The 26,848-nt window shown below is 69.5% G+C and carries 25 protein-coding genes and 2 tRNA genes; 6 read left to right on the forward strand and 21 right to left on the reverse strand.

What is annotated here, in order from left to right; translation table 11 throughout:
• Positions 1–246 precede the first annotated feature (246 nt).
• Together OO67_RS33915 and OO67_RS33920 are read left to right on the forward strand one after the other, a co-directional pair.
• A complete protein-coding gene (locus tag OO67_RS33915) occupies positions 247–1,503 on the forward strand; it encodes a ferric reductase-like transmembrane domain-containing protein (RefSeq protein ID WP_033305679.1) in 1,257 nt (418 codons plus the stop codon).
• Positions 1,500–3,074, forward strand: a complete 1,575-nt coding sequence (locus OO67_RS33920; RefSeq protein WP_033305680.1) for an NADH-quinone oxidoreductase subunit NuoF family protein — start codon at positions 1,500–1,502, stop codon at positions 3,072–3,074. The genes OO67_RS33915 and OO67_RS33920 overlap by 4 nt, the downstream gene beginning before the upstream one ends.
• Before the next feature lie 86 nt (positions 3,075–3,160).
• Here the strand turns inward: OO67_RS33920 and OO67_RS33925 are convergent.
• The 9 genes from OO67_RS33925 to OO67_RS39195 form a co-directional block, all read right to left on the reverse strand.
• Positions 3,161–3,233: transfer RNA gene (locus tag OO67_RS33925), tRNA-Ala, on the reverse strand.
• 158 nt (positions 3,234–3,391) lie between these two features.
• On the reverse strand, positions 3,392–3,625 hold the full coding sequence (locus OO67_RS33930) for a hypothetical protein (protein WP_033305681.1): 234 nt from the start codon (positions 3,623–3,625) through the stop codon (positions 3,392–3,394).
• A gap of 460 nt (positions 3,626–4,085) precedes the next feature.
• Positions 4,086–4,158 (reverse strand) — tRNA-Ala (locus OO67_RS33935).
• A gap of 116 nt (positions 4,159–4,274) precedes the next feature.
• On the reverse strand, positions 4,275–4,928 hold the full coding sequence (locus OO67_RS33940; RefSeq protein ID WP_033305682.1) for a histidine phosphatase family protein: 654 nt from the start codon (positions 4,926–4,928) through the stop codon (positions 4,275–4,277).
• Positions 4,925–5,356, reverse strand: coding sequence for a ribosome silencing factor (gene rsfS, locus OO67_RS33945; protein WP_033305683.1), 432 nt, complete (start codon positions 5,354–5,356; stop codon positions 4,925–4,927). Before rsfS ends, OO67_RS33940 begins: the two co-directional genes overlap by 4 nt.
• 60 nt (positions 5,357–5,416) lie before the next feature.
• Positions 5,417–7,141: an LCP family protein gene (locus tag OO67_RS33950; protein ID WP_033305684.1), complete on the reverse strand. Its 1,725-nt coding sequence runs from the start codon at positions 7,139–7,141 to the stop codon at positions 5,417–5,419.
• 19 nt (positions 7,142–7,160) lie between these two features.
• Complete coding sequence (nadD, locus tag OO67_RS33955) at positions 7,161–7,778, reverse strand: nicotinate-nucleotide adenylyltransferase (protein ID WP_051710180.1); 618 nt, start codon at positions 7,776–7,778, stop codon at positions 7,161–7,163.
• Between the two features lie 38 nt (positions 7,779–7,816).
• Positions 7,817–7,978 carry a hypothetical protein gene (locus OO67_RS38385; protein ID WP_033305686.1) on the reverse strand — a complete coding sequence of 54 codons (162 nt, stop codon included), beginning with the start codon at positions 7,976–7,978 and terminating at the stop codon, positions 7,817–7,819.
• An 84-nt stretch (positions 7,979–8,062) separates the two neighbouring features.
• Positions 8,063–8,215 (reverse strand): hypothetical protein, encoded by a 153-nt coding sequence (locus tag OO67_RS39195; protein WP_033305687.1) that lies wholly within the window; start codon positions 8,213–8,215, stop codon positions 8,063–8,065.
• A gap of 110 nt (positions 8,216–8,325) precedes the next feature.
• Here OO67_RS39195 and OO67_RS33970 point away from each other — a divergent pair, with 110 nt between their 5' ends.
• A complete protein-coding gene (locus tag OO67_RS33970; RefSeq protein ID WP_033305688.1) occupies positions 8,326–9,456 on the forward strand; it encodes a M48 family metallopeptidase in 1,131 nt (376 codons plus the stop codon).
• Here the strand turns inward: OO67_RS33970 and OO67_RS33975 are convergent.
• The 5 genes from OO67_RS33975 to proB all read right to left on the reverse strand — a co-directional run bounded on the left by OO67_RS33975 (position 9,389) and on the right by proB (position 14,985).
• Positions 9,389–10,510 carry an SCO2583 family membrane protein gene (locus tag OO67_RS33975; protein WP_033305689.1) on the reverse strand — a complete coding sequence of 374 codons (1,122 nt, stop codon included), beginning with the start codon at positions 10,508–10,510 and terminating at the stop codon, positions 9,389–9,391. The two genes, OO67_RS33970 and OO67_RS33975, sit on opposite strands and share 68 nt — an antisense overlap.
• Positions 10,511–11,135: 625 nt before the next feature.
• Positions 11,136–11,735, reverse strand: coding sequence for an SCO2584 family spore wall biosynthesis protein (locus tag OO67_RS33980; RefSeq protein WP_033305690.1), 600 nt, complete (start codon positions 11,733–11,735; stop codon positions 11,136–11,138).
• A 75-nt stretch (positions 11,736–11,810) separates the two neighbouring features.
• Entirely contained in the window at positions 11,811–13,094 is a 1,284-nt protein-coding gene (locus tag OO67_RS33985; RefSeq protein WP_033305691.1) for a glutamate-5-semialdehyde dehydrogenase, read from the reverse strand.
• A 156-nt stretch (positions 13,095–13,250) separates the two neighbouring features.
• The gene (locus OO67_RS33990) at positions 13,251–13,736 is read right to left on the reverse strand and encodes a hypothetical protein (RefSeq protein ID WP_033305692.1); all 486 of its coding nucleotides are present in this window, start codon (positions 13,734–13,736) and stop codon (positions 13,251–13,253) included.
• 130 nt (positions 13,737–13,866) lie between these two features.
• Positions 13,867–14,985 carry a glutamate 5-kinase gene (gene proB, locus OO67_RS33995; protein WP_033305693.1) on the reverse strand — a complete coding sequence of 373 codons (1,119 nt, stop codon included), beginning with the start codon at positions 14,983–14,985 and terminating at the stop codon, positions 13,867–13,869.
• A gap of 296 nt (positions 14,986–15,281) precedes the next feature.
• Between proB and OO67_RS34000 the strand changes: the two genes are divergently transcribed.
• Entirely contained in the window at positions 15,282–16,706 is a 1,425-nt protein-coding gene (locus OO67_RS34000) for a polysaccharide pyruvyl transferase family protein (RefSeq protein WP_033305694.1), read from the forward strand.
• A gap of 30 nt (positions 16,707–16,736) precedes the next feature.
• Here the strand turns inward: OO67_RS34000 and OO67_RS34005 are convergent, their stop codons facing one another.
• The 7 genes from OO67_RS34005 to OO67_RS34035 form a co-directional block, all read right to left on the reverse strand.
• Complete coding sequence (locus OO67_RS34005) at positions 16,737–17,966, reverse strand: glycosyltransferase family 2 protein (protein WP_033305695.1); 1,230 nt, start codon at positions 17,964–17,966, stop codon at positions 16,737–16,739.
• Positions 17,967–18,222: 256 nt separating this feature from the next.
• Entirely contained in the window at positions 18,223–20,325 is a 2,103-nt protein-coding gene (locus tag OO67_RS34010; RefSeq protein WP_244300442.1) for a hypothetical protein, read from the reverse strand.
• A gap of 227 nt (positions 20,326–20,552) precedes the next feature.
• Complete coding sequence (locus OO67_RS34015) at positions 20,553–22,052, reverse strand: bifunctional cytidylyltransferase/SDR family oxidoreductase (RefSeq protein ID WP_033305697.1); 1,500 nt, start codon at positions 22,050–22,052, stop codon at positions 20,553–20,555.
• A gap of 273 nt (positions 22,053–22,325) precedes the next feature.
• Positions 22,326–23,762: a GTPase ObgE gene (gene obgE / locus OO67_RS34020; protein WP_033305698.1), complete on the reverse strand. Its 1,437-nt coding sequence runs from the start codon at positions 23,760–23,762 to the stop codon at positions 22,326–22,328.
• A gap of 139 nt (positions 23,763–23,901) precedes the next feature.
• Positions 23,902–24,159 carry a 50S ribosomal protein L27 gene (gene rpmA, locus OO67_RS34025; RefSeq protein WP_014045902.1) on the reverse strand — a complete coding sequence of 86 codons (258 nt, stop codon included), beginning with the start codon at positions 24,157–24,159 and terminating at the stop codon, positions 23,902–23,904.
• Between the two features lie 14 nt (positions 24,160–24,173).
• On the reverse strand, positions 24,174–24,494 hold the full coding sequence (gene rplU, locus OO67_RS34030) for a 50S ribosomal protein L21 (RefSeq protein ID WP_015577124.1): 321 nt from the start codon (positions 24,492–24,494) through the stop codon (positions 24,174–24,176).
• A gap of 319 nt (positions 24,495–24,813) precedes the next feature.
• Positions 24,814–25,809, reverse strand: a complete 996-nt coding sequence (locus tag OO67_RS34035; protein WP_033305699.1) for a helix-turn-helix transcriptional regulator — start codon at positions 25,807–25,809, stop codon at positions 24,814–24,816.
• Between the two features lie 189 nt (positions 25,810–25,998).
• On the opposite strand from OO67_RS34035, the gene OO67_RS34040 reads away from it, so the two are divergent.
• Both OO67_RS34040 and OO67_RS38815 read left to right on the forward strand, forming a co-directional pair.
• Positions 25,999–26,292: a hypothetical protein gene (locus OO67_RS34040; protein ID WP_033305705.1), complete on the forward strand. Its 294-nt coding sequence runs from the start codon at positions 25,999–26,001 to the stop codon at positions 26,290–26,292.
• Between the two features lie 215 nt (positions 26,293–26,507).
• Entirely contained in the window at positions 26,508–26,675 is a 168-nt protein-coding gene (locus OO67_RS38815) for a hypothetical protein (RefSeq protein WP_157841767.1), read from the forward strand.
• Positions 26,676–26,848: the final 173 nt, after the last annotated feature.

Below are 26,848 nucleotides of genomic sequence, written 5' to 3' on the forward strand. Positions count from 1 at the left end.
TGCGCCTCGTCGACCCCATGAGCTGAAGGGCACGCAATCCGCGTGAACCTTCCACATGACCCACACACTCCGGAGGTTACTCCGCGTACTGCCCCCTATCGGGGCAACAGTTCAAACCCCGTACCGGCCGGTATACGGCGACCTAGCATGCGGCAACGGGACCGCTTTGCCGAGCCATTCGGAGTCGCCCCCATGAAGCCTCATCGCAGGATCCGTTCCTCCCCCTCCATGAGTCCCAGTCCAGGAATGAGCCGCCCGGTGCGGGGTGGGCTGACCGTAGCGGCGCTGGTCCTCATCCCTCTGCTCGCCGTCGCGGGGAGCGACGGCATGCGCGCCGCGTTCGACTTCACCACCGGCGTCCTGACGCTGGTCTCGCTCACCGCAGCGGTCGCCTGGGGCCTGCTGGCCACCGACCGGACGTTCCTCTCGACCCGTCAGCGGCTCATCTGCCAGGGCATCCACCGGGCTGCGGCCGTCACCTCGCTCGGCTTCCTGCTGCTGCACGGCGCGGTGAAGGTCGCCCTCGGACACGTCGGGCTCCTCGGCGCGCTCATACCGTTCGGCGCAGGCGTGAGCGGCACCGCGGGTCTCATCGGCTTCGGCTCCCTGGCCGGGCTGTTGATGATCACCGCCGCCGCGACAGGCGCCGTACGCAGCGCGTTCGCCACTCCGGGCAGGATCGCCGGGCGCTGGCGTGCGCTGCACGCGCTGGCCTACCCGGCCTGGTGCTCCGCACTGGTACACGGCCTGTACGCCGGCCGGCAGCCCGCGACCTGGGTGGTCGTGATGTACATGCTCTGCCTGGCGGCGGTGGCCGCCGCACTCGGGCTGCGCCTGCTTCCCGTCCCGGCCAAGCGCCTGCTCACCGAACTGGTCACCGGCCTGATCGGCCCGGACGCCCCGCCGTCCGCCTCGGATCCGGTCATACGCACCGCCCCTTTCCCGGGCTCGGATCACCTGCCTCCGCCGCCGACCGGCCCTGGCCTGCCGCCCGACGCGCCCGGCTGGGGCGAGGACCGCGACGTACGCGGCACGCCGGTCCGCCCCAGGACGCTCGCCGCCCCGACACGGCCCGGAGCCCCGGCCTACGGACCACCGGGGGGCGCGTCCGCACCGTACGGGCAACCGCTGTACGGGCATCAGCAGTACGAACCCCCGCCGCGCAGCTCCGAGCGGCTCACCCCGGGCCCGCTTACCGCCCCGGCACCGCCCGCCGGACCGCGGCCCGGCATCTCCGCGGCGTACCGGGCGGTCTCGCGGTCTGCCGGCCTCCCCCCCGAGCGACCCGCCTCCCGGCCCTCCGGCGTCCCACCGGCGCGGGCGGACGACCGCTGGCCCGCGCCGTCCCCGCCGCCTCCGGCGCAGGCGCTCGGACCCGTGCACGCCCCGTCCCCGCCCCCGGGCCCCGCCTCCTCCGTCCAGGAGACCGAGCAGCTGCCGGGGCCGCTCTATCCGCCCTCGGCGGGCGAGCCCTGGCACGCACCAGCAGGAGACCGACCGTGAACGTCCCCCTCCCCGATGTGCCCGAGGTCCGCGTCGTCGGACTTCCCCAGCTGACCATCGGCTTCGATCTGGTGGAACGCCTCGACCTCGCCATGCACCTGAAGGTGCACGGCCCACTCGAACCGATGACCGGCGAGCGGCTGGCCGAACTGGCCGAGGCCATCACGCTGCGCGGCCGCGGCGGCGCCGGCTTCCCTTTCGGGAAGAAGCTTCGCGCGGTCGCGAAGGCCTCCATCCGGCGCGGGGTACGGCCTGTCGTCGTGATCAACGGCAGTGAGGGCGAGCCCGCCTGCCGCAAGGACACCGTTCTCCTCAACCGTGCTCCGCACCTCATCCTCGACGGTGCCCTGCTCGCCGCGGAGGCACTCGGCGCACGCACGCTGGTCGTGGCCGTCACGCGCAACTCCACGGAGATCTCCGTGCGGACCGCCCTGGCCGAACGCGGCCTGTCGGACCGGCGCGGCCGGCATCTTCGCGCCCGCGTGGTGCGCACTCCGGAGCGCATGGTCTCCGGGGAGGCGTCGGCGGTCATCCGGGCGGTGAACGGCGGCCCCGCCCTGCCGCCGGGCCGGCGTGAGCGCGCCGCGGAGTCCGGCGTGGCCGGCGCCCCGACCCTCCTGTCCAACGCGGAGACCTACGCACAACTCGCTGTCGCCGCCCGGCTCGGCTCCCTCCGATACGGACACACCGGCCTGGCCGACGAGCCCGGCACGGTTCTGCTCACCGTCTCCGGGGCGGTGGCGCGCCCGATGGTGATCGAGGTACCGACCGGGGTGCCTCTGCGCTACGTCCTGCAACTGGCCGGCGCGCCCCCGCTGCCCCAGGGCGTGCTCACCGGCGGCTATCACGGCAACTGGATCGACGCGATCGCCTCGCACGACGCCATGATCTCCAGAGCCTCTCTGGCCGCGGCGGGCGGCGCACTCGGCGCCGGCGCCATCCTGCCGATCGGGCCGGAGACCTGCCCGATCGGTGAGTCGCTGAGGATCGCCAACTGGCTGGCAGCGGAGAGCGCGGGCCAGTGCGGTCCCTGCAAGCTGGGGCTGCCCGCCGCCGCGGGCGGGCTCTCCGACGTACTGAACGGCGGCGGCCCCGCAGCCCTGGAGGCCCTGCGCGAGGTGACCCAGGCCGTGAAGGGGCGGGGGGCGTGCAAGCACCCGGACGGATCCGCCCGGTTCCTGGCATCCACCCTCTCGGCGTTCACGGACGATCTCGCCGCGCACGTACTGGACGGCGGGTGCGGACGGGACACGCTGGGAGTGCTGCCCTTGCCCTCTCCCGGCTACGAGGACGCGGAGGAGTCCATACCGAGCGGCGAGAAGCTGGCGGTGGACTGGACGCTCTGCCAGGGGCACGGTCTGTGCGCGGACATCGTTCCGGAACTGATCAGGCTGGGCCCCGACGGCTATCCGGCGCTCGCGGACGCCGCCGTCCCGATGCACCTGCGAGGCCGGGCTCAGCGTGCCGTACGGCGGTGTCCCGCCCTGGCCCTCCGCATCGAGCAGACGTCCGCCGAACGTCCCGCGCTCCCGAGCGCCCAGCGCAGGGCGTTGGGCAGCGGACGCGGCTGACCTGCCGGTCGCCGGAAGCCGACCGAGGTGACGGACACGACGAGAAGCGGGTCATCCGCTACCGGATGACCCGCTTCCCTTCACTGTGGAGCTAAGGAGAATTGAACTCCTGACCTCCTGCATGCCATGCAGGCGCTCTACCAACTGAGCTATAGCCCCGTGTTGTCTGCCGTCCGGTTTCCCTGGCGACATCGAGAACATTACACGGTCCCACCGGCCCATCAAAAATCGTTTCCACTCCGTCCGCATGCGCCCGGTGGGTGACGCCCCGACCGGCCGTTGCTCCGGTGGTCAGCGCCCCGCCCGGAGGTACCGCCTCAGGCGGTGGCGAAGGAGTAGAACCGCTTGAGGGTGCAGTGCTCCTCCAGGAGCCGGCCGTAGATCGGTTCCCCCTCGAGCTCGCGGTACGTCTCAATGGGGTCGCCTTTTATGATCAGCGCCCGTGCGCATTCCTCGCACCAGTACTGGAACTCCGCGTTGACGGGGTCCATGTCCCTGACGATGGGCGTACCGCTGCCGCACCAGTCGCACTTCCGCCTGTGTGCACCCATCCGGTCAGCTCCGAGGGTGGCCGCAGGCCGTGCACGCGAAGGAGTCCACCTGCGGGGCGCCGAGCGAGCGGAGCGCGGTGGCGCCACGGGTGGCGGCGGAGCGGTGGGGCGTGGCGGAGCGGTGGGTCGCCGTGGGGGTAAGGGGCGGGCCCGGGGCCCGTACGCGGCTCGCAGGCATCGCGCTCCCTCCCGATCGGTCCGTCGCCCCCTCCGGCGCTCCGATTCTGCCATGGCCTCGCAAGGGGGTCAGCCCGACGACCGCCCCGCCGGCCGCCTTTGTCCTGAAGGAAGGGCACCCGAGCGGCCGGTTCACCTGCGAAGAAGCCGCCGGACCGCCCTGTCGGCCCTTGTCCCAGGCGGGCAAGGGCAGTTGAGGCCGGAGCGGCGCGGTTCATCCCACCGGGTCCCTGCCCTTGGCAAAAAAAGATCCCGCCCCCTGCCGGGGACGGGATCTTGACTGTGGAGCTAAGGAGAATTGAACTCCTGACCTCCTGCATGCCATGCAGGCGCTCTACCAACTGAGCTATAGCCCCGCTGTCCGCTGTGTTTCCCTGCGTTTCCGCGCTGCGAACAAGAAGAACTTTAGCCTGCGACGAGCCGGAAAGTGAAATCCGGCCCCCGCCGCCCGAAGAGGGCCTCCTAGCGGCTGCTAATCGTCGTCCCCGAGCACCGGTTCGGGGAGCGTCCCGGCGTTGTGCTCGAGCAGACGCCAGCCGCGCGCCCCTTCGCCCAGCACGGACCAGCAGCAGTTGGAAAGCCCGCCGAGCCCTTCCCAGTGGTGTGCCTCGAGCCCGAGGAGACGGCCGATGGTCGTCCGGATCGTGCCGCCGTGGCTCACGACCACGAGCGTCCCCGCGTCCGGGAGCTTGCCGGCGTGCTCCAGGACGACGGGGGCGGCCCGGTCGGCGACCTCGGTCTCCAGCTCGCCACCGCCCCTTCGGACCGGCTCGCCACGCTTCCACGCGGCGTACTGCTCGCCGTACTGTCCGATGATCTCCTCGTGCGTGAGGCCCTGCCAGGCGCCCGCGTACGTCTCCCGCAATGCGGAGTCGTGTGCGACGTCGAGGCCGGTGACCGAGGCGAGCTCCTGCGCTGTGGCCGCCGCCCGCCGCAGGTCGGACGCCACGATCGCGTCCGGCTGCAGCGAGGCGAGCAGCCGGGCCGCGCGGCGCGCCTGGCCGACGCCGGTCTCGGTCAGCTCGATGTCCGTGGAACCCTGGAAACGCCGCTCCAGATTCCACGCCGTCTGGCCGTGCCGCCAGAGGACGATCTTGCGGCCTCTGCCGCTCCCGCTGCCGTTCAGCTCTGGTCACCTTCCGTGCCGCCGTTGAGCTGGGCGTGCTCCTCGGCCTTGCCCCGGGTCTTGAGCGCGTCCTCGGGGAGGGCGATCTCGGGGCAGTCCTTCCACAGTCGCTCGAGCGCGTAGAACACACGCTCCTCGCTGTGCTGGACATGGATCACGATGTCGACGTAGTCGAGAAGGATCCAGCGGGCGTCGCGGTCGCCTTCGCGGCGAACCGGCTTGGCGCCGAGCTCCTTCTGCAGCCGCTCCTCGATCTCGTCGACGATCGACTTGACCTGGCGGTCGTTGGGGGCCGAAGCCAGCAGGAAGGCGTCGGTGATCGACAGCACGTCGCTGACGTCGTAGGCGATGATGTCGTGCGCGAGCCGGTCGGCCGCCGCCTGGGCGGCGGCAGTGATGAGCTCGATGGAGCGGTCCGTGGCGGTCACATGCAGGCTTTCGTCGGCGGTCAGATCAACCTCTAGGGTCTCACGGACCGCCGACAACCCTTACGACGTCTGCTCGGGGATCTTGTAGTTCTGTCCGAGGGCGACGGACACGTCGGCGTTCGCGGCGGGCTCGCCCTTCTTCACCGAGCTCTCCGGCAGGCCGAGGGTCTTGGCGACCTCGATCGCCTTCGCCTTGTCCTCCGCGGCCCCGTAGACCACCTCGGACGACTCCGCGGTGTCCGCCTTGCCACTGTCGACGAAGGCGTAGCCGCCGTTCACTAGCTGGATCCTGGCGTGCTCCGTGCCCTTCGTGTTCCCCGTGGCGTTCTTGATGCCGACGCGCACGGCCGCACCCTGGTCCGGGGCCTTCACCTTGCCGCCCAGGACGTCCTTGACGACGCTCTCGGTGGCCTTCTCGGTGAGCGTGCCGTCGCTCTGGACGGGGAGCAGTTCCGTCTTGTAGTCGCCCACCTTGGCGTGCCCGGCGAGCTTCGCCAGCGAGGCGCCCAGGTCCTGCTCCGGCAGGGAGGGGTCGAGGATCTGAGCGAGGGTCTCGATGGTCACGGTCGCGGCCTTGGGGTCCTCCGAGAGTTTGCGCAGCACGCTGCGCATGACCTGCCCGAAGCGCGTCAGCTGCTTGGCCTCCGGCTCACCCGGGCGCTGGTAGGTCGCGTACGCGACGGCCATCTGACCGCTCAGCGTCTGCGCCTCTCCCTTCGTCACGAGCGGCGAAGCGCCCTTCTTGGGGTCGGGCACAGCCGTGTCGGTGTCCACCTCGATGTTGCCCACCAGCTCGACCAGGTTCTCGAGGTAAGGGGTGTCGAGCCGCCAGGTGCCGCTGATGCTGGTCCCGAGAAGCGTGTCGATCGCCTCACGGGTACCGGTGGACCCGTCGTCGTCGACGGACTTGCCGAGCGTGGTGGTGGATCCGTCGTCCCCGGCCACGGCCAGCGAGTTGGGGAGCAGGACGGTGGTGCCCTGTCCGGTGGTGACGTTGTCGACGAGCAGCGCCGTGGAGGTGCCGCCCTTCTTGGTGTTGTGCAGGTGGACGACGATGACGTCACGCTTCTGCGGGCCGGACGCCGTGGCGTTCTGCTCGTCGCCGCCCGAGACTCCAGGGATCTTCCCGGCGAACCAGAGATATCCCGCTCCGCCGACGACCACGAGAGCCACGACGACTATCAGCGCGACCATCCGGTTGTGACCGCGCCGGCGTGCCTCCTCGCGCCGCTCACTGCGGCTCTCGGTGAATTTCAGCCAGTCGATGACGTCTTCGGAGTCCTCGTCGGGCTCCTCGATGAAGGAGAACTGCTCGGTGCCGTAGTCGCGGTCGCCACGGCGTTGCCCGGGAACGGCGGCCTCGGCCGCAGTCTCCGGTTCGCGCCGTTGTTCCGGCACCGGTGGTGGCGGTGCGGCGGCCGCCGGTGCAGCCGGCTGCTGGGGTGCGTTCCACTGCTGGGCGGAGTCGTCCACGGCGGCGGGCTGCCGGCCCGCGTCGTAGCCGTACACGCCGTAGCCGCCGTCGTCGTACCCGTACCCCGGCTGCGTCGGCTGCTGCTGCTGCTGGGCGGCGTACGGGTCGTACTGCTGCTCCGCGCCCGCGTACGGGTCGTAGCCGTAGCCCTGCTGAGGCTGCCCGTCCTGCTGCGGCTGCTGCTGGTACTGGGCGTACTGGTCGTACTGCTGCTGCCCCTGCTGCTGATAGACCGGCTGCCCGTACTCGTCGTAGCCGATGATCTGCGGCTGCTGCTGGTACGGGTCGTACGGGTTCTGTCGGTCGTTCACAGGTGCCCCTCTGCGTGGCTCATTCGCCGCGGTACAGCTGGCGCTTGTCGATGTAACGGACGACACCGTCCGGCACCAGGTACCAGACCGGCTCCCCCTGCGCGACCCTGGCACGGCAGTCTGTGGACGAGATCGCCAGCGCGGGCACCTCCACCAGCGAGACGCCGCCCTTGGGCAGCCCGTCGTCCGTCAGCAGATGACCCGGCCGGGTCACACCGATGAAGTGGGAGAGCGAGAACAGCTCCTCGGCGTCCCGCCAGGTCAGGATCTGGGAGAGGGCGTCGGCTCCGGTGATGAAGAAGAGGTCCGCGTCGCCGTGGACCGTGCGCAGATCCCGCAGCGTATCGATCGTGTACGTCGGGCCGCCGCGGTCGATGTCGCTGCGGCTGACCGAGAACTGCGGGTTGGACGCCGTCGCGATGACCGTCATCAGATAACGGTCCTCCGCCGGGGACACCTGCTTGTGGCTCTTCTGCCAAGGCTGCCCGGTCGGGACGAAGATGACCTCGTCGAGGTGGAAGTGGGCGGCCACTTCGCTGGCCGCCACCAGGTGTCCGTGATGGATCGGGTCGAAAGTCCCGCCCATCACTCCGAGTCGGCGCCTGCCGCGGCCGGTAGGCACTTTCTGCTCTCCCATGCGTGCAGACCCTACGGGCACAGCTGTTCGCCTCTGCCTCAGCGGTCCCGGTTGAAACGAGTGGTGATCCACAGCAGGACCATCAGCGCGACGAACGCACCGATGCCGGTGAGGTACGGGCTGAGGCTTTCGTGGTTACCACCATGCTCGCCTTCGGAAGCGAGGGTGACCATCTGGTGCGCGGTGCTCGAGAGGCTCATCTTCTGCGGGACCTATCCATCGGGAATCAGGAGGGAGACGTCGCCCACATCGTATGCGGGCGCCCCGGGCACGCTCACGCCGACTCAGTCGTTGTTGTCGTCGTTGCGGTATCCACGCAGCAGGAACCAGGCGAGCAGGGCAGCTCCGACGAGTGCGACGAGCAGCACGACGCGGAGTGTGCTGCCCGGCCCCTGCTCCTCGGACGCGGCAGCGAGCATAACGGCGGTAGGCGGCATTCCGGGCGCTCCTCAAAGTTATCCACAGCCCCCCGCACACCGTAGCGCCAGCGCATACGCTGGCTTTTGTCAGGGGGACGAGCACCGTCTCGTACGAACAGGGGGCATCCATGACCGACACCAGTCACGAGAGCGTGCCGAGCAGGCACCGCAAGCGATTCCCGGACATTTCCTCGCGGGCCTACGAGCATCCGGCGGACCGCTCGGCTCTGGTTGCCCTGCGCAAGCTGAGCGGTTTCGACACCGTGTTCAAGGCGCTGAGCGGCCTGCTGCCCGAGCGCAGTCTGCGGCTGCTCTTCCTCTCGGACTCCGTCCGGGTGAGCGACGCCCAGTTCACGCATCTCAACGACATGCTGCGGGACGCCTGTTACATCCTGGACCTCAAGAAGGTCCCCCCGATGTACGTGACCCAGGACCCGCAGCCCAACGCCATGTGTATCGGCCTCGACGAGCCGATCATCGTGGTCACGACCGGGCTGGTGGAGCTGCTCGACGAGGAGGAGATGCGGGCAGTCGTCGGCCACGAGGTGGGCCACGCCCTCTCCGGCCACGCGGTGTACCGCACGATATTGCTCTTCCTCACCAACCTGGCCCTCAAGGTGGCGTGGATCCCGCTCGGCAATGTGGCGATCATGGCGATCGTGACCGCGCTGCGCGAGTGGTTCCGCAAGTCGGAGCTGTCCGCTGACAGGGCCGGGCTGCTTGTGGGGCAGGACCTGCGGGCCTCGATGCGCGGGCTGATGAAGATCGCCGGCGGCAATCATCTCCACGAGATGAACGTGGACGCCTTCCTCGCCCAGGCCGACGAGTACGAGAAGGGTGGCGACCTCCGTGACTCCGTGCTGAAGATCCTCAACGTGCTGCCCCGGACACATCCGTTCACCACGGTCCGGGCGGCTGAGCTGAAGAAGTGGTCGGAGAGCCGGGACTACCAGCGGATCCTGGACGGCCATTACCCCAAGCGCGACGAGGACAAGGACACCTCGGTGACGGACTCCTTCCGTGAGTCCGCCGCGCACTACGCCGACACGGTGCGCACCAGCAAGGACCCGCTGATGAAGCTCGTCGGTGACATCGCGGGCGGTGCGGGCGACCTGGGAGGCAAGCTCCGGGACAAATTCACCGGAGCGGGCGGCGGTGGCGCAGGCAAGGGCGGTGCCCCGGCCTCGGACGCTACGGACGGCTCCGAGGGGACCTGGCGGCGTCCGGATCCCGAGGAGGGCCCTGCGTCGGGGAGCTGACGGCCAGGGTGCCGCAGAGAGCCGCCGTGGGCACGCCCGTGGCATACGGGTCGGTGCCCGCCGGGCCCCGGGTGTCCGCCTGCTCGCCTGCGAGCAGCGGGCGCAGCGCTCCGGCCGTCTCGGCCGAGCACGCCTGCGGACCGGCCTGGACGTAGGCGCTGCGGACCTCCAGTCGGTGCAGTCGGATGTCTTCCCGGTCAAGCAGGAAATGCAGGATGCGACGCACGGTGAAGAGTGAGGCTCCGTCGGCCCGGTGGGGTCCTGCCACGACGGGCCGCAGGGCGTACGTGAAGGTGTGGTCGGACACCACCTCCAGCGTGTCCGCACCTGCCTCCGCGTACGTGAAGGTGCCGTGGACCCGGATGTCGGGGTCGGCCACTTCCACCTCGGCCGGGTCGAAGCGCACCAGCCAGCCGGTCGCGCTGTGCTTGCCGTCGTCAGCAGGTGAGTCCACGCTTCGCTCGAACTGTGCCGTCTGGTCCGGGTCGAGCAGCCGCGCGACCGGCCGGACGACCCCACCGGTGAGCACGTCGGGGTCGAGGGAGGAGCCCACCAGATAGTCCTTGACCGTGGTCAGGGCCATGGTCACCTGACTGTCCGAGAAGTTCTTCGTCCGCCGGACCGACGGGAAATTGATGCCTGCGGCGCCGGAGCGGTGCGCCGCGGCCGGGCCGTCGGCGAGGAGCGACTCGACGGTCCCTCCCGGTACCGGTCCCTGGGGGGCAAGGGGGATCACCGTGGTCCGGAGCGGTTCGGCCCGTCTGCCGACGGGCGTCGGGTAAGGGTTGCGGAAGCCGATGTAGACGGCGGTAGCGAATGCCAGCGCGATCAGCACGACGAGAGCGATCCCGGCTCTGGAGCGGTGCCGCCGGGTACCGCGGCCGGGGAGGGAGCGCACAGCACGCGCGTGCTCGCCCATGCGCTCCTGAGCAGAGAATTCCTGCAGGCGGGCAGCGCGTACGAACGACTCGTCGAAGACGAGTGAGCGGTACTCGTCCTCCCCGCCCGACGGGTTCTCGGGCGGCCCTTCCGGCGGTTCTCCGCGGCCTGTCATGACTTCTCCCGTTCTCCGCGCCACCGGCGGGGGCTGGCGCTGGGATCCGCCTCAGCCACGCGCCTTCGGGCGGATCTGTCCGTCACGGGTTCGACACATGGACAAGTTGCCCGGCCCTCCCCCCGGGGACGGGGACAGAGGAGGGGTCACAGGGTCATACCTTCAGATTGGGTCGATCGTCATCAAGGTAAACGCCCTGCAGGTGGGAGCGCAGGTGGAGCGCGGCCGGGAGGGCGGCCTTCAGCCACGCGGTCACGCCAGGGCTCAACCGGCCTGCGGCCTGCCGGAGGGCCGCGTGACGCGCCTTCCAGCTGCCGGAGCATGTGAGACCGGGCCCACACCTTCCGCAGGGGGGCCGCAGGGCGGGCCCCCACACCTGACATCCGCCCCGACCCGACGCACGGCCCGCCGTCAGGGGCCCACCGTCAGGCCCCGCCCCGGGGGCGGGGCGCCGCACCGTCAGGGGCCCGTCACGCCGAGGGCCGTGGCCCCGGAGGTCTGGGGGTCCTCACCCGGGCCTCACGATGTCGGGCGACCGGCGGCCCCACGGGCAGCCCACCGGGCGCCGGCGGCACCCCTGGGCTCTCCGCCGCCGTCTCGGCTCCGCCGTCGCTCCTGGGGAGGCTCAGGGCGTGCGGGGAACCGCCGGCACCGCGGGGCGGGAGTAGTCGGCAGAGGCGGAGGGAGACACACGCGGCTTGTCGACGCCGCTGGTCACCGGTAGCGGCACCTGGTCCTGACGGTCGTCGGAAGCGCCGCGGTACACGGCGCTGAACGCCAGCGCGACCATTCCGATCCCCATCAGCAGGGCGAGCAGCCAGGCGACCGGACGGTGCCAGCGAGCCGCGCCGCGGTAAGGGCGCAGGGAGCCGCCGTGACGCCCGTAGGGGCCGTGCTCGTCGTCGTAGGCGCCGTCGGGGTCGTCAGGGTCGTAGAAGTCACCGAAAGCCGTCTCACGGCCGTATGCGCCGTCCGGGCCGTGACCGTCGTCGTAGTGGTCGTCGTCCAGGGAACCGCCACCTGAGCGCGCCCTGGTCGCCTCGGCTTCGGCGCGGGCCTGTGCGGCAGCGAGCAGACGCTCGACCGCGGTCGGTTCGTGGACCTCGGCGGACCGGACGAAGTCCTCGTCGAACACCACGGAGGCGAAGTCATCGTCCGCGCCCCCGCGGTCGTCGTCGGGCTCCCAGCCGTCCGGGAACGGCCTGCCCCCCACGTCGTCCGGCACCGCTCCAGCGTAGCCGCGGCGGGGCGTTTTGGGCAGGGAGCCCACAAAATCGCCCACCCCGCCGCGAGCGTCCGGCTAACGGATGTGGCCGTCGCCGGTGACGATGTACTTCGTCGACGTGAGCTCCGGCAGCCCCATCGGCCCACGGGCGTGCAGCTTCTGCGTGGAGATGCCGATCTCGGCACCGAATCCGAACTGGCCGCCGTCCGTGAAGCGCGTCGAAGCGTTCACAGCGACCGTCGTGGAATCCACCAACTGGGTGAATCGCCGGGCCGCCGCCTGCGAGGTGGTGACGATCGCCTCGGTGTGACCGGAGGACCAGAGCCGGATGTGCGCCACGGCGGATTCCAGCGACTCCACGACCGCGGCCGCGATGTCGTACGAGAGGTATTCGGTCTCCCAGTCCTCCGGCGTCGCGGCGACGACGGTGGCCTTGGAACCCTCGGCGTACGCGAGCACACGCTCGTCGCCGTGCACCGTCACCCCGGCCTCGGCCAGCGCGTCCAGGGCCAGGGGGAGGAAGTCCTCGGCGATGTCCTTGTGGACCAGGAGGGTCTCGGCGGCATTGCACACGCTCGGGCGCTGCGCCTTGGAGTTGACCAGGATCTCGACGGCCATGCCGAGATCGGTCTGCGCGTCGACGTACACGTGGCAGTTGCCGGTGCCGGTCTCGATGACGGGGACCGTCGACTCCTCCACGACCGTGCGGATCAGCGAGGCGCCGCCGCGCGGGATCAGTACGTCGACGAGGCCGCGGGCCCGCATCAGCTCGCGCACCGAATCGCGGCTCTCGCCCGGGACGAGCTGCACCGCGTCCGCCGGGAGACCGGACCCGCCCACCGCGTCACGGAGCACCCGCACGAGTGCGGTGTTCGAGGCGTACGCCGACGAGGATCCCCGCAGCAGCACCGCGTTGCCCGACTTCAGGCAGAGGGCGGCGGCGTCGACCGTCACATTGGGCCGGGCCTCGTAGATGATGCCGACCACCCCGAGGGGCACCCGCACCTGGCGCAGATCGATGCCGTTGGGAAGGGTGGAGCCCCGGACCACTTCACCGACCGGGTCGGGCAGCGCCGCCACGTCACGTGCGTCCGCGGCGATCGCGCGGATCCGCTCCGGGGTGAGCGTCAGCCGGTCGACGATCGACTCGCTCGTCCCGGCCTGCCTGGCCTTCGTGACGTCCTGGGCGTTGGCCTCGACGATCTCACCGGTGCGCACTTCGAGGGCGTCCGCGATCGCCAGCAGGGCGTCGTCCTTCGCCGCGCGCGGGAGTGGCGCGATGTCGTCGGCGGCGGCGCGTGCCCGGTAGGCGGCCTGGGCGACCGGGGACATGTTGTCGTACGGCGAAAGCGTGGTCATGCCCGCAGGGTAGTGCGCACACTGCGGGCATCCGTCACGTATCCCGTCATGCGAGACAGGCGTATCGAAGGCTGTACACCCGGCCCGTCGAGCCCGCCGAGCCCGCCGATCCCGCCGAGCCCGGCGGCGCGGCGGCCCCGCGCCGCGGCAGCCCTCTCAGTACGGGTGCACCCCCACGGGTGCGGCCGGGGGCGGGCCGTAACCCTCGGCGATGCGCAGGTGGTACGTCTCCCGGTCGATGACCTCCAGGCCGACGATCTCCCACGGCGGGAGCTTCGCGCTGGAACGGTGCTCCCCCCACAGCCGCAGCGCCACAGCCGCGGCGTCGTGGAGGTCCCTGGCCTCTTCCCAGTAGCGGATCTCCGCGTGGTCGTTGGCGTACCTGCTGGTCAGCAGGAAGGGGTGATCGTGAGCCAGCTGCTCCAGTCCGCGTCGGACCTCCTTCAGCGGTGTCTCGCTGCCGGAGACGCTGAGGGTGATGTGCCACAGCTTGGAGCGGGTCAGTTCCTCGTCCGTCGCCACCCGTTCCTGCTCGAGGGTCTCGTCGGGGGGCGTGTCGACGTAGTCGGCTCCCGCCCCGACGCTGGTCAGGGCGCGGCTGCCCGTTCCGCGGGGCAGCGCCCCCGGGCGCGCTCGTCTCACCGGCGGCCTCCTGTGAATGCGTAGCTGTCCTGACCCCTTTGTTTTCCCGTGACAAAGTTGACCAGCCCGGGGCCGGGTGTGGGGTGGTTTTCGTGAAGGTCTCCGCCCGAAGGCTGGACTTTCAGCCGTTTCAGGGGGCCGGGCGCGGCGTGAGGACGACGAGGTCGTCCCTGTGTACGACTTCGCGCTCGTAGGCGGGGCCCAGTTCGCGGGCGAGGTCGCGGGTGGACCGGCCGAGCAGCTGGGGGATCTCCTTGGCGTCGAAGTTGACGAGCCCACGGGCGACGGCCCGGCCGGCGGGGTCCCGCAGCTCGACCGGGTCCCCCGCCGAGAACTCTCCCTCGACCGCCGAGATTCCGGCGGGCAGCAAGGACGTGCGGCGCTCGACCACGGCACGCACGGCTCCGTCGTCGAGCGTGAGGGAGCCCCGCGGGGTCGAGGCATGGGCCAGCCAGAGCAGCCGGTCGGCCGAGCGGCGCCCGGTGCGGTGGAAATACGTGCCGGTGTCGCGCCCCGCGAGGGCGTCGGCGACATGGCTCGCGGAGGTGAGGACGACCGGGATCCCGGCGGCGGTGGCGATCCTGGCCGCCTCGACCTTGGTGACCATGCCTCCGGTGCCGACACCCGCCTTTCCCGCGCTGCCGATGGTGACGCCTTCCAGGTCGTCCGGTCCGCTCACCTCGGCGATGCGGGAGGTGCCGGGTGTGCTCGGGTCTCCGTCGTAGAGGCCGTCGACGTCGGACAGGAGTACGAGCAGGTCGGCATGGACCAGATGGGCGACGAGCGCGGCGAGCCGGTCGTTGTCCCCGAAGCGGATCTCGTCCGTGGCCACCGTGTCGTTCTCGTTGACGACGGGGAACGCGCCCATCTCGAGGAGTTGGCCGAGCGTGCTGTAGGCGTTGCGGTAGTGGGCGCGCCGGCTCGTGTCGTCGGCTGTCAGGAGCACCTGCCCGACCCGTACGCCGTAGCGGGCGAAGGAGGCGGTGTAGCGGGCGACGAGCAGTCCCTGACCTACGCTGGCCGCGGCCTGCTGCCGGGCCAGGTCCTTGGGCCTGCGCACGAGCCCGAGCGGAGCGAGGCCCGCCGCGATGGCGCCGCTGGAGACGAGGACGATCTCGCGTTCACCGCCGCTCCTGACCTTGGCGAGTGCGTCGACCAGCGCGTCGACCCGGTCGGCGTCAAGCCCTCCCGCCGCGGTGGTGAGCGAGGAGGAGCCGACCTTGACGACGATCCTGCGGGCCTCGGTCACACCCGGCCTCCGCCCGGCGCCACCCCCGGAGAGTGCGCGGAGCGCGCCTCCGGGTCCCCTTGCCGCGCCTTCGGATTCCCTTGCCCCTGACACGTACGCCCGTCCCCATCACGTCGTCCTGCTCGGTCCGCCTCAATCTACGCGAGGGGCGGCGGCGGCACCGTGTCGTCTCAGCTGCTGTCACGGCACGGCTGCCCCTACAGGGAACAGCCGCTCGGGGGCGATCTTCGACATGCCCCCGAATGGAGTCATTTACGTAATCTCCACCGGCCATTCATCGGGCTACCCTCTATTGCGTGACAGATGAACCGACCCGCCAGAGGCGCATTCTTCTCAGATCGGGCAAAAGCCCCTTCGATGTAGCTTCGCTCGAACAGTCCCTCGACAGAGACGTCTTCGCGACCAACGCGGGCAATCTGATCTTCAGTGATGCGGCCCACAAGATCCTGACGACTCCGCGGGCCGAGGTCTTCTCGAACGGGATCCGCACGGATCCGTCGGCGGCCGCCCGCATCAACGAGGAGTTCGACGTCTTCGTCGTCCCCCTGGCGAACGCGTTCCGCCCGACCTTCGAACGGCCGCTGAAGCGGATGACGCAGCTGATCAGAAAGCTGCGCATCCCCGTCGTCGTCCTGGGCGTCGGCGCGCAGGCCGACCTCGAGTACAACGCGGCCCGGCTGAAGCCGATGGAGCCGACCGTCCGGGAATTCGTCACCGAGGTGCTCAACCGCAGCGCGTCCATCGGTGTGCGGGGCGAGTTCACCGAGCAGTACCTCAAGAACATGGGCTTCCGGGACGTCGAGGTCATCGGCTGTCCTTCGATGTTCATGAACGGCGAGACGTTCACGCTCGAGAAGAAGTCCGAGGCGCTCACCGCGGACTCCATGATCTCGGTGAACGGCTCACACAGCGCCGTACGTTCGCACGGCCTGGACGCCATCATCCGGCAGGCCCACGAGCGCTACCCGAACCTCCGGTTCATCGGGCAGAACCTCCTCGAGGCCCAGCTGCTCCACTGGCGGGAGACGTCGAACCCGATCGGCGCCCAGACCTCGATGCCGACGCATCCGTCCCACCCGATGTACCGCGAGGGCAAGGTCAGGCTCTACGTCGACCCGGCCACCTGGATCGAGGAACTGCGCGCGTACGACTTCTCGTTCGGCTCCCGCATCCACGGGAACATCGCGGCGCTGCTGGCCGGCGTCCCGAGCACCGTGCTCTGCAGCGACTCGCGGACCCTGGAGCTCTGCCGGTACTTCGGCATTCCGCACCGCAAGATCTCCGAGACGCCCAAGAACATCGACCCCGCCGAGCTGTACGAGGCGGCGGACTTCGGCGATCTGGTGAACGGCCACAAGGAACGGTTCCTCCGCTTCACCGGCTTCATGGAGAAGAACGGCCTGGAGAACACCTTCCACCACGGCGACGGCGGCAAGGCGTTCGACGCCCAGGTGTCCAGGCTCGCCCTCCCGCCGGCGGTCCGCCCGTGGACCGACTCCGACCCCGACACCCTGAGCGGCCGTTTCAGCTGGATGCAGAGCCGGATGGACGAGCTCACCGCGCAGAACGCCCTCCTGCGCAGCCAGCTCGAGAAGAAGGCCGGCCCGGTCAGCGTCAAGGTGCAGGCGGGTGAGGGAGCGGCCACGTGGCCGTCCGCCTACCGCCGCGCCCGGCGCGTGGTGGGGCGCCCGGTCCGGAGACTGCTGCGCCCCGAACAGTAGGGGCTTCGCCCGTTGCCGCCCGCGCCCGCCTCAGACCTTGTGGGCGCGGCGCGGCATGTGCAGGCCCGCGGACCGTGCCGTCCTGCGCGCCTTGCCCGCCAGCCGCCGCAGGAAGGCGGTGACGGACTGAGGTCCCGGAACGTCGATCCGCTTGCGGCCGATCCGTTCGGGCACGGTCACCTCGTAGGCCGACAGCGGCAGTCCCGCACCCTCTTTGAAGTGGGGGTAGACGAGATACAGTCGGCCTCGGAGACCCTTGCGGACCGCGCGGGGCTCCTTCTTGTCGCTCATGAACCGCAGGATGTCCAGGAGCAGGTCGAGCCTGCCGTTCGAGATGCAGAGCAGCCTGAGCCGCTCGTGGACCTTGAGGCGACGGGCCAGCCCCGGTGACCAGTAGGCCTCCAGCAGCGGCGCCGCCAGCTCCATCTTCTTCTTCCGCACCTCGTCGGACTGCCTCAGCAGGGCCGGCCCGAACTGCGGGAGCAAGGTGATCACGAACGGCCGGACCATCAGGACGTCCCGCTTCGGTCCCGGCGGTACATGAGCGGCGATGAGAGCCGTCAACGCCCGGGCCGAATCGAAGCGCAGCAGATAGCTGCCGCTCTTCGTCACATGCTTGCCGTCGTCGCGGCCCACCAGGTAGTAGCAGGTGTAGTCGGCCACGACGGAGACGCCGTTGCCCCGGAGGTACGCCTCCATGGTGAAGAGCGCGTCCTCGCCCGTCCTGAGGTTCTCGTCGAACGTCATTCCGAGCCGGACCAGCAGCTCCCGCCGGAACAGCTTCTGGGCGCTCAGGGTGAACTTGATGTTGGAGGTGTACAGATCCGCCCGCTCGACCGTCTGCTTCCACATCGACTTCGCCGCGCCGCGGTTGACGCCGACGACCTTCCCGAGGACCACGTCGGTGCCGGCCCGGTCGCCCATCGCGACCATGCGCTCCAGCGCTTCCTCGCCGAAGTAGTCGTCCGCGTCGAGGAAGAAGACGTACCTGCCGCGAGCGAGGCCGATACCGCGGTTGCGCGGGCCGCTGGGACCGCCGGAGTTCTCCTGGCGGACGACACGCATGCCGATGGCGGTCCTGGCCGCGAACTCCTCCAGGTACTCCCCCGTGCCGTCGGTCGACCCGTCGTCTATCGCCACGATCTCCATGCGCTCGGCCGGGAGCGTCTGCGCTTCGACCGACTCCAGGCAGCGGATCAGGTAGGGCATCGCCTGATAGGCGCCGATGATGACGGTCACATCTGGTGCGCTGCTACTCATCTCTCCCCGGTTCACACATATTCACATCAATCAGGAGAAACGATAGAACGCCGCGAGATGACGTGCTCTATGCACTGACACGCCGAACGGCCCGTACGTTCCCCTCCCTGAGGAGGAGACGGACGGGCCGTTGCGGCGGTTGCGTCGGGAACCGGACGACTTTCGAACAACTGGATGACGGCTGGATTACACCTGTTCGTCAGCTCCGTATCCGCCAACAGGCGTCACCTTGCGCACCCGACCGGGCACGCTGCGGTCAGCGGACCGCCGAAGGGCCCGCGCCGATACCCGCGTCGGCGTCCGGGACGGCCGGCGCGTCGGGGTCGACGGCGGCCTCGGCCTCGGCGACGATCTCCGCCACCCCGTCCCCGGCGCCGCTGGACGCGGCCTCGGGATCGAGCAGCGGGGCGGGCATCTGTTCACCCACACGCTGCGCGACGCCCGCGTTGCGGGCCTCGGCCTTGGCGGCGAGCGCCTTGACGGCGGCGTTGAACTGCTCCATCGAAGTGGGCTCGTCCGGTCCCAGCAGGTAGCTCTTCAGTTCGTGGCGGGCTGCGGCCAGCGAGTCGGCCGACGGGTCCGCGACGGCACGCAGCAGTTCGTCGATCTCCTGCGCACCGTTGGAGAGGATGACCGCCGCCCGTACCGCGGTGTTCTGGCGCTTGAACTCGTCCGGACCGATCTCGGCCGAGTCGGTCACCGCGTACGGCTTGCCGCTCGCGATGAAGTCGGACACCACACTGGAGATGTCCGAAACCATGGCGTCGGACTGGTTGAAGCAGTCGTACAGCTTCGGCTGCGTGCCGGTCACCGTCCGGTGCTCCCACCAGCCGAAGGAACGCCAGTAGGCGTCGTTCCACTCGGCACGCAGGGTGGCGATCTCGGTCTGGCGGGCCGGGTCGGCGAGGGCGACCCTCGACTCCTCCGACTCGTCGCCCCCGGCACGGCCGGGCTTCGCCAGCCCCGCCAGACGGGCCTCGATGCGGACGAGTTCCGCCTTGGCCGCACTCTGTCCGGCGGCGGCGGCCGAGGCCTCCCCCGCCCAGCGCGGGTCGGCGGCGCGCTCCCGCGCGGACTTGGCCACCAGGGCCTGGATCCGGGCGTTGACGGCCCTGGCCTTGGCGCTGCGGATACCGGTGAAGGGGTGCGGCTTGTAGATGACCCGGACCGGGGTCTCCGCCTGCAGCAGCCGGCGGACGATGTTCTCGCCGGCCAGCAGCAGCGAGGTGTTGCCGGGGTTGTCGTCCCAGCCCTCCCAGGTGGGGGCGTACAGCACCGTCGGGATGGGGTTCTTCGTGGTGCCCGTCCAGCTCTCGATGGGCGCCAGCTGCGGCCGGCCGACTTCGACGATGTCCTCGTCGCGGATGCCGACGTCGGCGAGGGCGTAGCGGTCGCGGCCCGCGCGGCCGGCCGTCCACACCTCGTCGTACACCTTGGAGTACGGGTTGACGCTGGCCAGCTTGTCGCTGTCGCCATGGCCGATGAACACGTGCTTCATGGTCGGGACGCGCAGCATGTGGATGTTCTTGCCGACGTTGGCCGGATACAGACACACGCGGACGGTGGAGAGGTTCAGGTTCATCAGGTGCGTGCCGGCCGGCACGCAGACCACGGGTACGGAGGTGTCCGCGAGCTGCGGGACCAGGTTGCGCTCACGCATGACGATCAGCGGGCGCCCCTCGACGGCGGCCATGGTGTCCAGCCACATGTTGCCCTGGTAGGCGGACTCGTTGGAACCGGAGAAGTAGAGCACCACGGTCGGCTGGTACTCGCTCAGCCAGGTGTCCAGGGCCTTCAGCACGGCGGGTGCCGACGGTGCCCGCCGGCTACGGCGCAGGTACGGGACGAGCAGGACGTTGAAGCCGAGGGCGAGCAGCAGCGTCACACCGGCGCCGATGTACCCGAGGAGGTCCTCGCCCGTGCCGGCGGCGACCAGGACGCCCGCCACCGCGGGGAGGTCGAGGTGGAGCATCTTCTCGCTGGAGCGGTGCAGCAGCGCGCGCGGCGGGGCGTCGGGGATACGGACCGCGTGGAGGTCCACGTTTCGGGTCACGATCGGCAGGCTGCGGCGCAGCCGGATCAGCGTCGTCAGCGCGCCGTGCGGGGCCTGCAGACCGTAGAAGAGAAGGAAGCACGCGACGGCCGCGTAGAAGAGCGGCTCCTCGGCGAGGTCGAGCCGCGCCAGCAGCAGGATGATCATCAGGTGGCGGAGGAGGAAGCGTATGGGCAGTCCCGCCCGCACCTTGCCGAGCCGGTTGATCAGATAGCTGCCGCGCTGGTGCAGATACCAGTCCGCGACGTACGTGACAGCCGTGGCCGCCGCGAAGAACCAGATATCGGGGAGAAGAGAGGCGACCATGACGCAGGGATAACCCACCGTCATCAGTACTGCTGCCAACAGTTCTGCCCGACTGCCCACACGGGCCAGGCGAATGGCTGTCGAAATCACGAAGAACCTGCTCCAGGGGGTGCCGGTTGTTTCACGTATAGAGGGAAATGTGAAGATTCGGCTTCACGCACTCGGGCCTCTGGGTTCACCTTTCGGTAAACCCAGAGGCCCGTAAAAAGTACATTTGTCGAGAATTATTACACATCCGCCTGGCGATCCAGGACCGAGGCCAGCGCCTGCTCGAATCCCGACGCCTCGGTGACATCACGGGTCGGGTCCTGCTGCCGCACGTCGATGACGTGGCCCGTCATCGCGGACAGGAGGACGTCCAGGGAGGTGCGTGCCACGGCCTCGGACGAGAGCAGCGAGCCCTCCGGCTCCTGCCCGAACGCCTTGGTCCGCATGGGGGTCGCGGTGCGCTCCGGGTTCACGCAGTTGACCCGGATACCCTCGCCCGCCCACTCGTCGGCCAGCGCCTGCGTGAGGTTGACCATCGCGGCCTTGGTGGAGGAGTAGAGGCTGTACTCGGCGCGGCCACGGGTGTAGCTGCTGGAGGTGTAGAGCAGCAGCTGGCCCTGGGTCTCCGCCAGGTACTTGTACGAGGCACGGGCGATCTGCACCGGCGCCAGGTAGTTGACGTTCAGCGCTTCCTGGATCGTCGTGTTGTCCGTCTCCGCCAGCTTGCCGATGCGCAGCACGCCCGCGGTGTTGATCACGTAGTCGATGCGGCCGGTCTCGGCGTAGGCCTTGGACAGCGCGTCGTCGATGTGTTCCGGGTTCTCGACGTGCGTACCGGTCGTGGAGCGGCCCAGCGCGTACACGCTGGCGCCGTACTGCTCGGCCAGCGTGGCGATGTCGGCTCCGATGCCGTACGAACCGCCGAACACGACCAGGGTCCTGCCCGAGAGCAGCTCGCGGTAGGCGGCCTCGTCGGCCTGGCGGGGGGCTGCCGTGGAGGCCAGCTGGAAGAGCTTGTCGGTGATGAAGACGTCGACCGGCTGGGTCACCTTCATGTTGTACTCGTCGCCCGCGACCACGTAGATCGGCACGTCGGGGAGGTACCGCAGGACGACAGAGCAGTCGTCGGTGGCCTGGAAGTTCGGGTCGCCTGCCGCGACCTCGTACGCCTTGCGAATCGTGGAGAGCTTGAACGCCTGCGGGGTCTGGCCGCGGCGCAGCCGGGACCGGTCCGGGACGTCGGTGATGAACTCGCCGTCCTCGCCGTGGGTGCGGGTCACGATGATCGTGTCGGCGGACGGGATGGCGACGTCGACCGCCTGGTACCGGTCGAGGGCGTCGACGCAGTCCTTGATGACCCGCTGTGACAGAAGCGGACGGACCGCGTCATGGAAGAGGACGTTGCGGTCCTCACCCTCCGCGAGTCCTTCGCCGAGAGCCGCGATGGCGCGCTCGGTGGTCTCGTTCCGGGTGCTGCCACCCTCGATGATCTTGGTGACCTTGGTCAGCCCTGCCTTGGCGACGATCTTCTCGACGTCGGGCACGAAGCCGGGCGCCATCAGCACGATGACATCGTCGATGCCCTCGGCGTTCTCGAAGATGGTCAGCGTGTGCTCGATGACTGCCTTACCGGCGATCTTCAGCAGCTGCTTGGGGATCGACAGTCCCACACGCTGACCGGTCCCACCGGCGAGCACGACCGCTGTGGTCCGGGGCTTGGCTTCATGAGGCACAGACACAGACGACCTACCTTGCGATGACAGGGGGGAACAGTGTGATGGTCGCACTCTCCGTGACCGTCTCGCAAGGCGGACGTTTACCGGTGCTCGCCTCTGGGAAACCCGCAGTTCACCGCCTGGCCAGGCGGATTGAGTCCTTCGAGCCCCGCACCCGGAGTGACAGACTCCACAGACGTGTTACGCAATCCGCACATCGTCGGCCGCCTAACCGCCCACCACCTGGCAGTTTGCTGTGAATCGGGCACCCCCGCCCGGGGGTGCCCGGCGCAGTGGCTAGAAGGGGTCGAACTCGTCGTACTCGCGCTGCGCGACATCTCGCTCGGACTCGCGCTCGCGGCGGCGCGTCGCGGCGGGGCGGGGAGCTTCGAGGCGGTGGTCCTCACCGCGACGGCCCAGCATCTCCGCGCCGGCGGCCATGGTCGGCTCCCAGTCGAAGACGACCGCGTTGTCCTCGGCACCGATGGCCACTCCGTCGCCGGCCTGGGCGCCCGCCTTGCGGAGCGCGTCCTCGACGCCGAGACGGTTGAGCCGGTCGGCGAGGTACCCGACGGCCTCGTCGTTGTTGAAGTCGGTCTGCCGGATCCAGCGCTCGGGCTTCTCGCCGCGCACGCGGTAGATACCGTCCTCCTCCACGGTCACCGTGAACCCGGCGTCGTCCACGGCCTTGGGCCGGATGACGATCCGGGTCGACTCCTCCTTCGGCTGGGTGGCCCGCGCCTCGGCGATGATGCCGGCGAGGGCGTACGACAGCTCGTTGAGGCCCTTGTGCGCGACTGCCGAGACCTCGAAGACGCGGTAGCCGCGCGCCTCCAGGTCCGGGCGGATCATCTCGGCGAGGTCCTGGCCGTCCGGGATGTCGACCTTGTTGAGAGCGACGATGCGCGGGCGGTTCTCGAGACCGCCGTACAGCCGCAGCTCCTCCTCGATCATGTCGAGGTCCGAGACGGGGTCACGGTCCGACTCCAGCGTCGCGGTGTCCAGGACGTGTACGAGGACGGAGCACCGCTCGACGTGCCGCAGGAAGTCCAGGCCGAGGCCCTTCCCCTCGCTGGCGCCCGGAATGAGACCCGGGACGTCGGCGATGGTGTAGACGGTCGAACCGGCGGTGACGACGCCGAGGTTGGGCACGAGGGTCGTGAACGGGTAGTCCGCGATCTTCGGCTTGGCGGCGGAGAGCGCCGAGATCAGCGAGGACTTGCCCGCGCTCGGGTAGCCGACGAGCGCCACGTCGGCGACGGTCTTGAGCTCCAGGACGATGTCCCGGCTCTCCCCCGGCTCGCCGAGCAGCGCGAAGCCGGGCGCCTTGCGGCGGGCGGAGGCGAGCGCCGCGTTGCCGAGGCCGCCGCGGCCGCCCTGGCCCGCGACGAAGGTGGTGCCCTGGCCGACCAGGTCGGCGAGTACGTTGCCGGCCTTGTCCAGCACCACGGTGCCGTCCGGGACGGGGAGCACGAGGTCCTGGCCGTCCTTGCCGGAGCGGTTGTCACCCGCGCCGGGCTGGCCGTTCGTGGCCTTGCGGTGAGGGTGGTGGTGGTAGTCCAGCAGCGTGGTGACGGCCTGCTCGACGACGAGGATGACATCGCCGCCGCGTCCGCCGTTGCCCCCGTCGGGGCCGCCCAGCGGCTTGAACTTCTCACGGTGTACGGAGGCCACGCCGTGGCCTCCGTTACCCGCGGCGGCATGCAGCTCGACGCGGTCCACGAAGGTGGTCATGGTGGGGCCTCCAGGTACTGCGGAAAAATACGGGAATGTCTCTTGACGTAACGCGCCGAGGGCGGACCCGCTTCCCCGATTACCGGGAAAGCTGAGATCCGCCCTCGGAAGGTGCTGTGTCGTTCAGCCGGTGCCTGACTCAGGCAGCGACGGGAACGATGTTCACGACCTTGCGGCCACGGTGCGTACCGAACTCCACCGCGCCGGCGGTCAGCGCGAACAGCGTGTCGTCGCCGCCACGGCCGACGCCCGTGCCCGGGTGGAAGTGGGTGCCGCGCTGGCGGACCAGGATCTCACCGGCGTTGACGGCCTGACCGCCGAAGCGCTTCACGCCGAGCCGCTGAGCATTGGAATCGCGCCCGTTCCGAGTGGACGATGCGCCCTTCTTGTGTGCCATGTCTCCTCAGTCCCTTACTTCGCAGCCGCGGGGATACCGGTGACCTTGATCGCCGTGTACTGCTGGCGGTGACCCTGGCGACGGCGGTAACCCGTCTTGTTCTTGTAGCGAAGGATGTCGATCTTCGCGCCCTTGTGGTGGTCCACGATCTCGGCCTGGACCTTGATGCCGTCCAGGACCCACGGGTCGCTGGTCACGGCGTCGCCGTCGACAACGAGCAGGGTCGAGAGCTCGACCGTGTCGCCAACCTTGGCGGTGGAAATCTTGTCAACCTCAACGATGTCGCCGACAGCAACCTTGTGCTGGCGACCACCGCTGCGCACGATGGCGTACACGCGGATCTCTCTCTCACTCGGAACGGATCCCCTGATGCCAGCCGCCCGCGCGGGCCGGGGCCCGCGACAGTCCGGAAGGATGAGCGGCCTCCCCCGGGGACGAATCACCGGGAGGGATGTGCTCAGGGGGTAGGCGCACAGAAACACGCCGAGGGTCAAGATTACGGGGCGGGGTGCGGGGGGTCAAACCGGGTCCTGCCGATCAACCCAGGAAACGTTTCCGTCCACTGCGCCGCACACCCCCGCGTCGGCAGCGAGGCACGTCACCGCTCGTCCTCCGGCTCCGTACCCGGCCCCGGGCACGAACCCACTCCCCGGCTCAGACGTGCGACGGCAGCCATCCCCGCTGAACCGCACGAGCCCCGGCTTCGAAGCGGCTGCGCGCCGACAACCGCTCCATCAGCTCGTTCGCCATCCTCCGCGCGGTCCTCGGGGAAACACCCAGACGCTTGGCGATGGCCTCGTCGGTATGCCCTTCTGCCAGCAGACGGATGATCGTCGCCTGCTGAGCGGTGAGACCGTCCGCACCGCAGGCCGGCGCATCGGCAAGGGGCTGGGCCGCGGCCCAGACGGACTCGAAGAGCGCGTGGAGAGCGGTCAGCATGCCTTCGCCGGTCAGGACGGCCGCCCCTACAGCGGTGTCGTCACTTCTGACCGGAATCAGGGCGGTGGACCGATCCACAATGAGCATGCGAATGGGAAGCAAGGCCGACGTGCGGACTTCACCCCCCATCCCGGCGAGCCAGTTCGCATGCTCGATCGTCGGACGGCTGTTCCGGACACTGTCGAGGTAGACGGTACGCATGCGCACTCCCCGGCCCAGCAGCTCCTCGTTCAATGGGCGCGAGGCGGCGATCGCGGCCTCGGTCAGCACGGAGTCGGGCGAGAAGGACAGGACTTCGTCCTTCGTACCGTGCGTCAGGGACACCAGGCGATCACGTATCCGATCGAGCCCGACGAGTTGTTCGACTCCAGGCTGGCGTGTTTCCGGCGTCAGCTCGGCATACTCCGCGATCAGCTGGACCGCGGCTGCCCGCGACGCATCCAGCCGTTCCTGCTGAGCGGTCAGCTGCGCCTGTCTGCGGGCCATCAGGATCTCCATCCCGATGTCGGGCGAAACGGCCCACAGGCGCCCGGGGTCTTCGGCCGAAGGCCGTACGAGCGCCAATGCGCTGAGCTCGTCCAACGCGCGCCTGACCGCGTCGGTGGACGCGCCGAGATCACGGGCCAGGGCGGCGACGTTCGCACTGGGCATGGACAGCATGGCCCGATAGACGGCTTCGGCTGCCACATCCAGCCCGAGCTCGGTCAACACGTGTGTTCCCCCCGGCGTCAGTTGACACAGTCCTGCAACCGGATCATCTCAGGATCTTCACGATTACTTCAACGGATCACTGCGCAGTCGGCCGTTTCCAGTCGGCCTCCGGGCCCGATGCGGTCATTGCCGGAAACGTCCAGGCGCCGTGGTCAGGTCCTCCCACCACATCCGGCCATGGTGATGAGCATGTTCCTCGTCCATGCGCATTTCGCCGCCCTCGGCCCGTTCGAACTTCCCAGCGCCACAGGTGAATTGATTCGCACCTCACTCTCCCCAACAGACCAGGTGGAGCATGTGTCGGTCCATTCCCTACCGCCGGACAGCTTCGTGCTGGGCTTTTTTCTGCTGACGGGGTCACTGAACGAAGCGGAGAGGAGGGCGGAGACGATTTGCCGTCGCCTGCTCGACGAAGAGCGCCTGCCTCCGGCAGTGCTGCGGAAGGTAGGTGCACCTCTGATCACCCCTTTGTTCTCCTCGTGAGCAAGAGGGCCCCGCCGCTGCCCGCCTGTGGCCGACCCGCAGCCTGTGGCCCGAACCATCCATGGCCGTTTTGGGCCAGCCCAAAACTCTTCCTCCCCCTCTGAGCTGCGGCTTAGCTATGCATCACCGCTCGGAGCCGCACCACTGCGGTACGACTCCGACCACCTGTCTGTCACTCGGGTCACCGTCCGACACATGAAGGGCCAGCCACAGCCATGCGCGTCATCCGTCATATCAAGGCCGTCCGAATCACCCTTCTCGCCCTGGCAATCGCAGTCCCTGTGATCGGCCTCACCGTGTCGGCGCCCGACGCCACCGCGTCCGCCGCATCAGGCGCAAAGGCACCCGTGGTCATCGGCACGAACGACATGAGCTGGCAGTGACAACCAGAGCTTCGGGGAAACAAGCGTGAAAACTATGACCGAAAGCGCCGGCCGAACCATGGGCCTTCTGCTCGCAGGTGCCGTTTCGCTCAGTCTCCTGACCGCGAGTACCGGCACCGCCCAAGCCGCTGAGCAGGTGTGCACCGGCACCTCGTCGATCTACGGCATCCTCG

Source organism: Streptomyces atroolivaceus (genome assembly GCF_000717025.1).
Taxonomy (GTDB): Bacteria; Actinomycetota; Actinomycetes; order Streptomycetales; family Streptomycetaceae; genus Streptomyces; species Streptomyces atroolivaceus.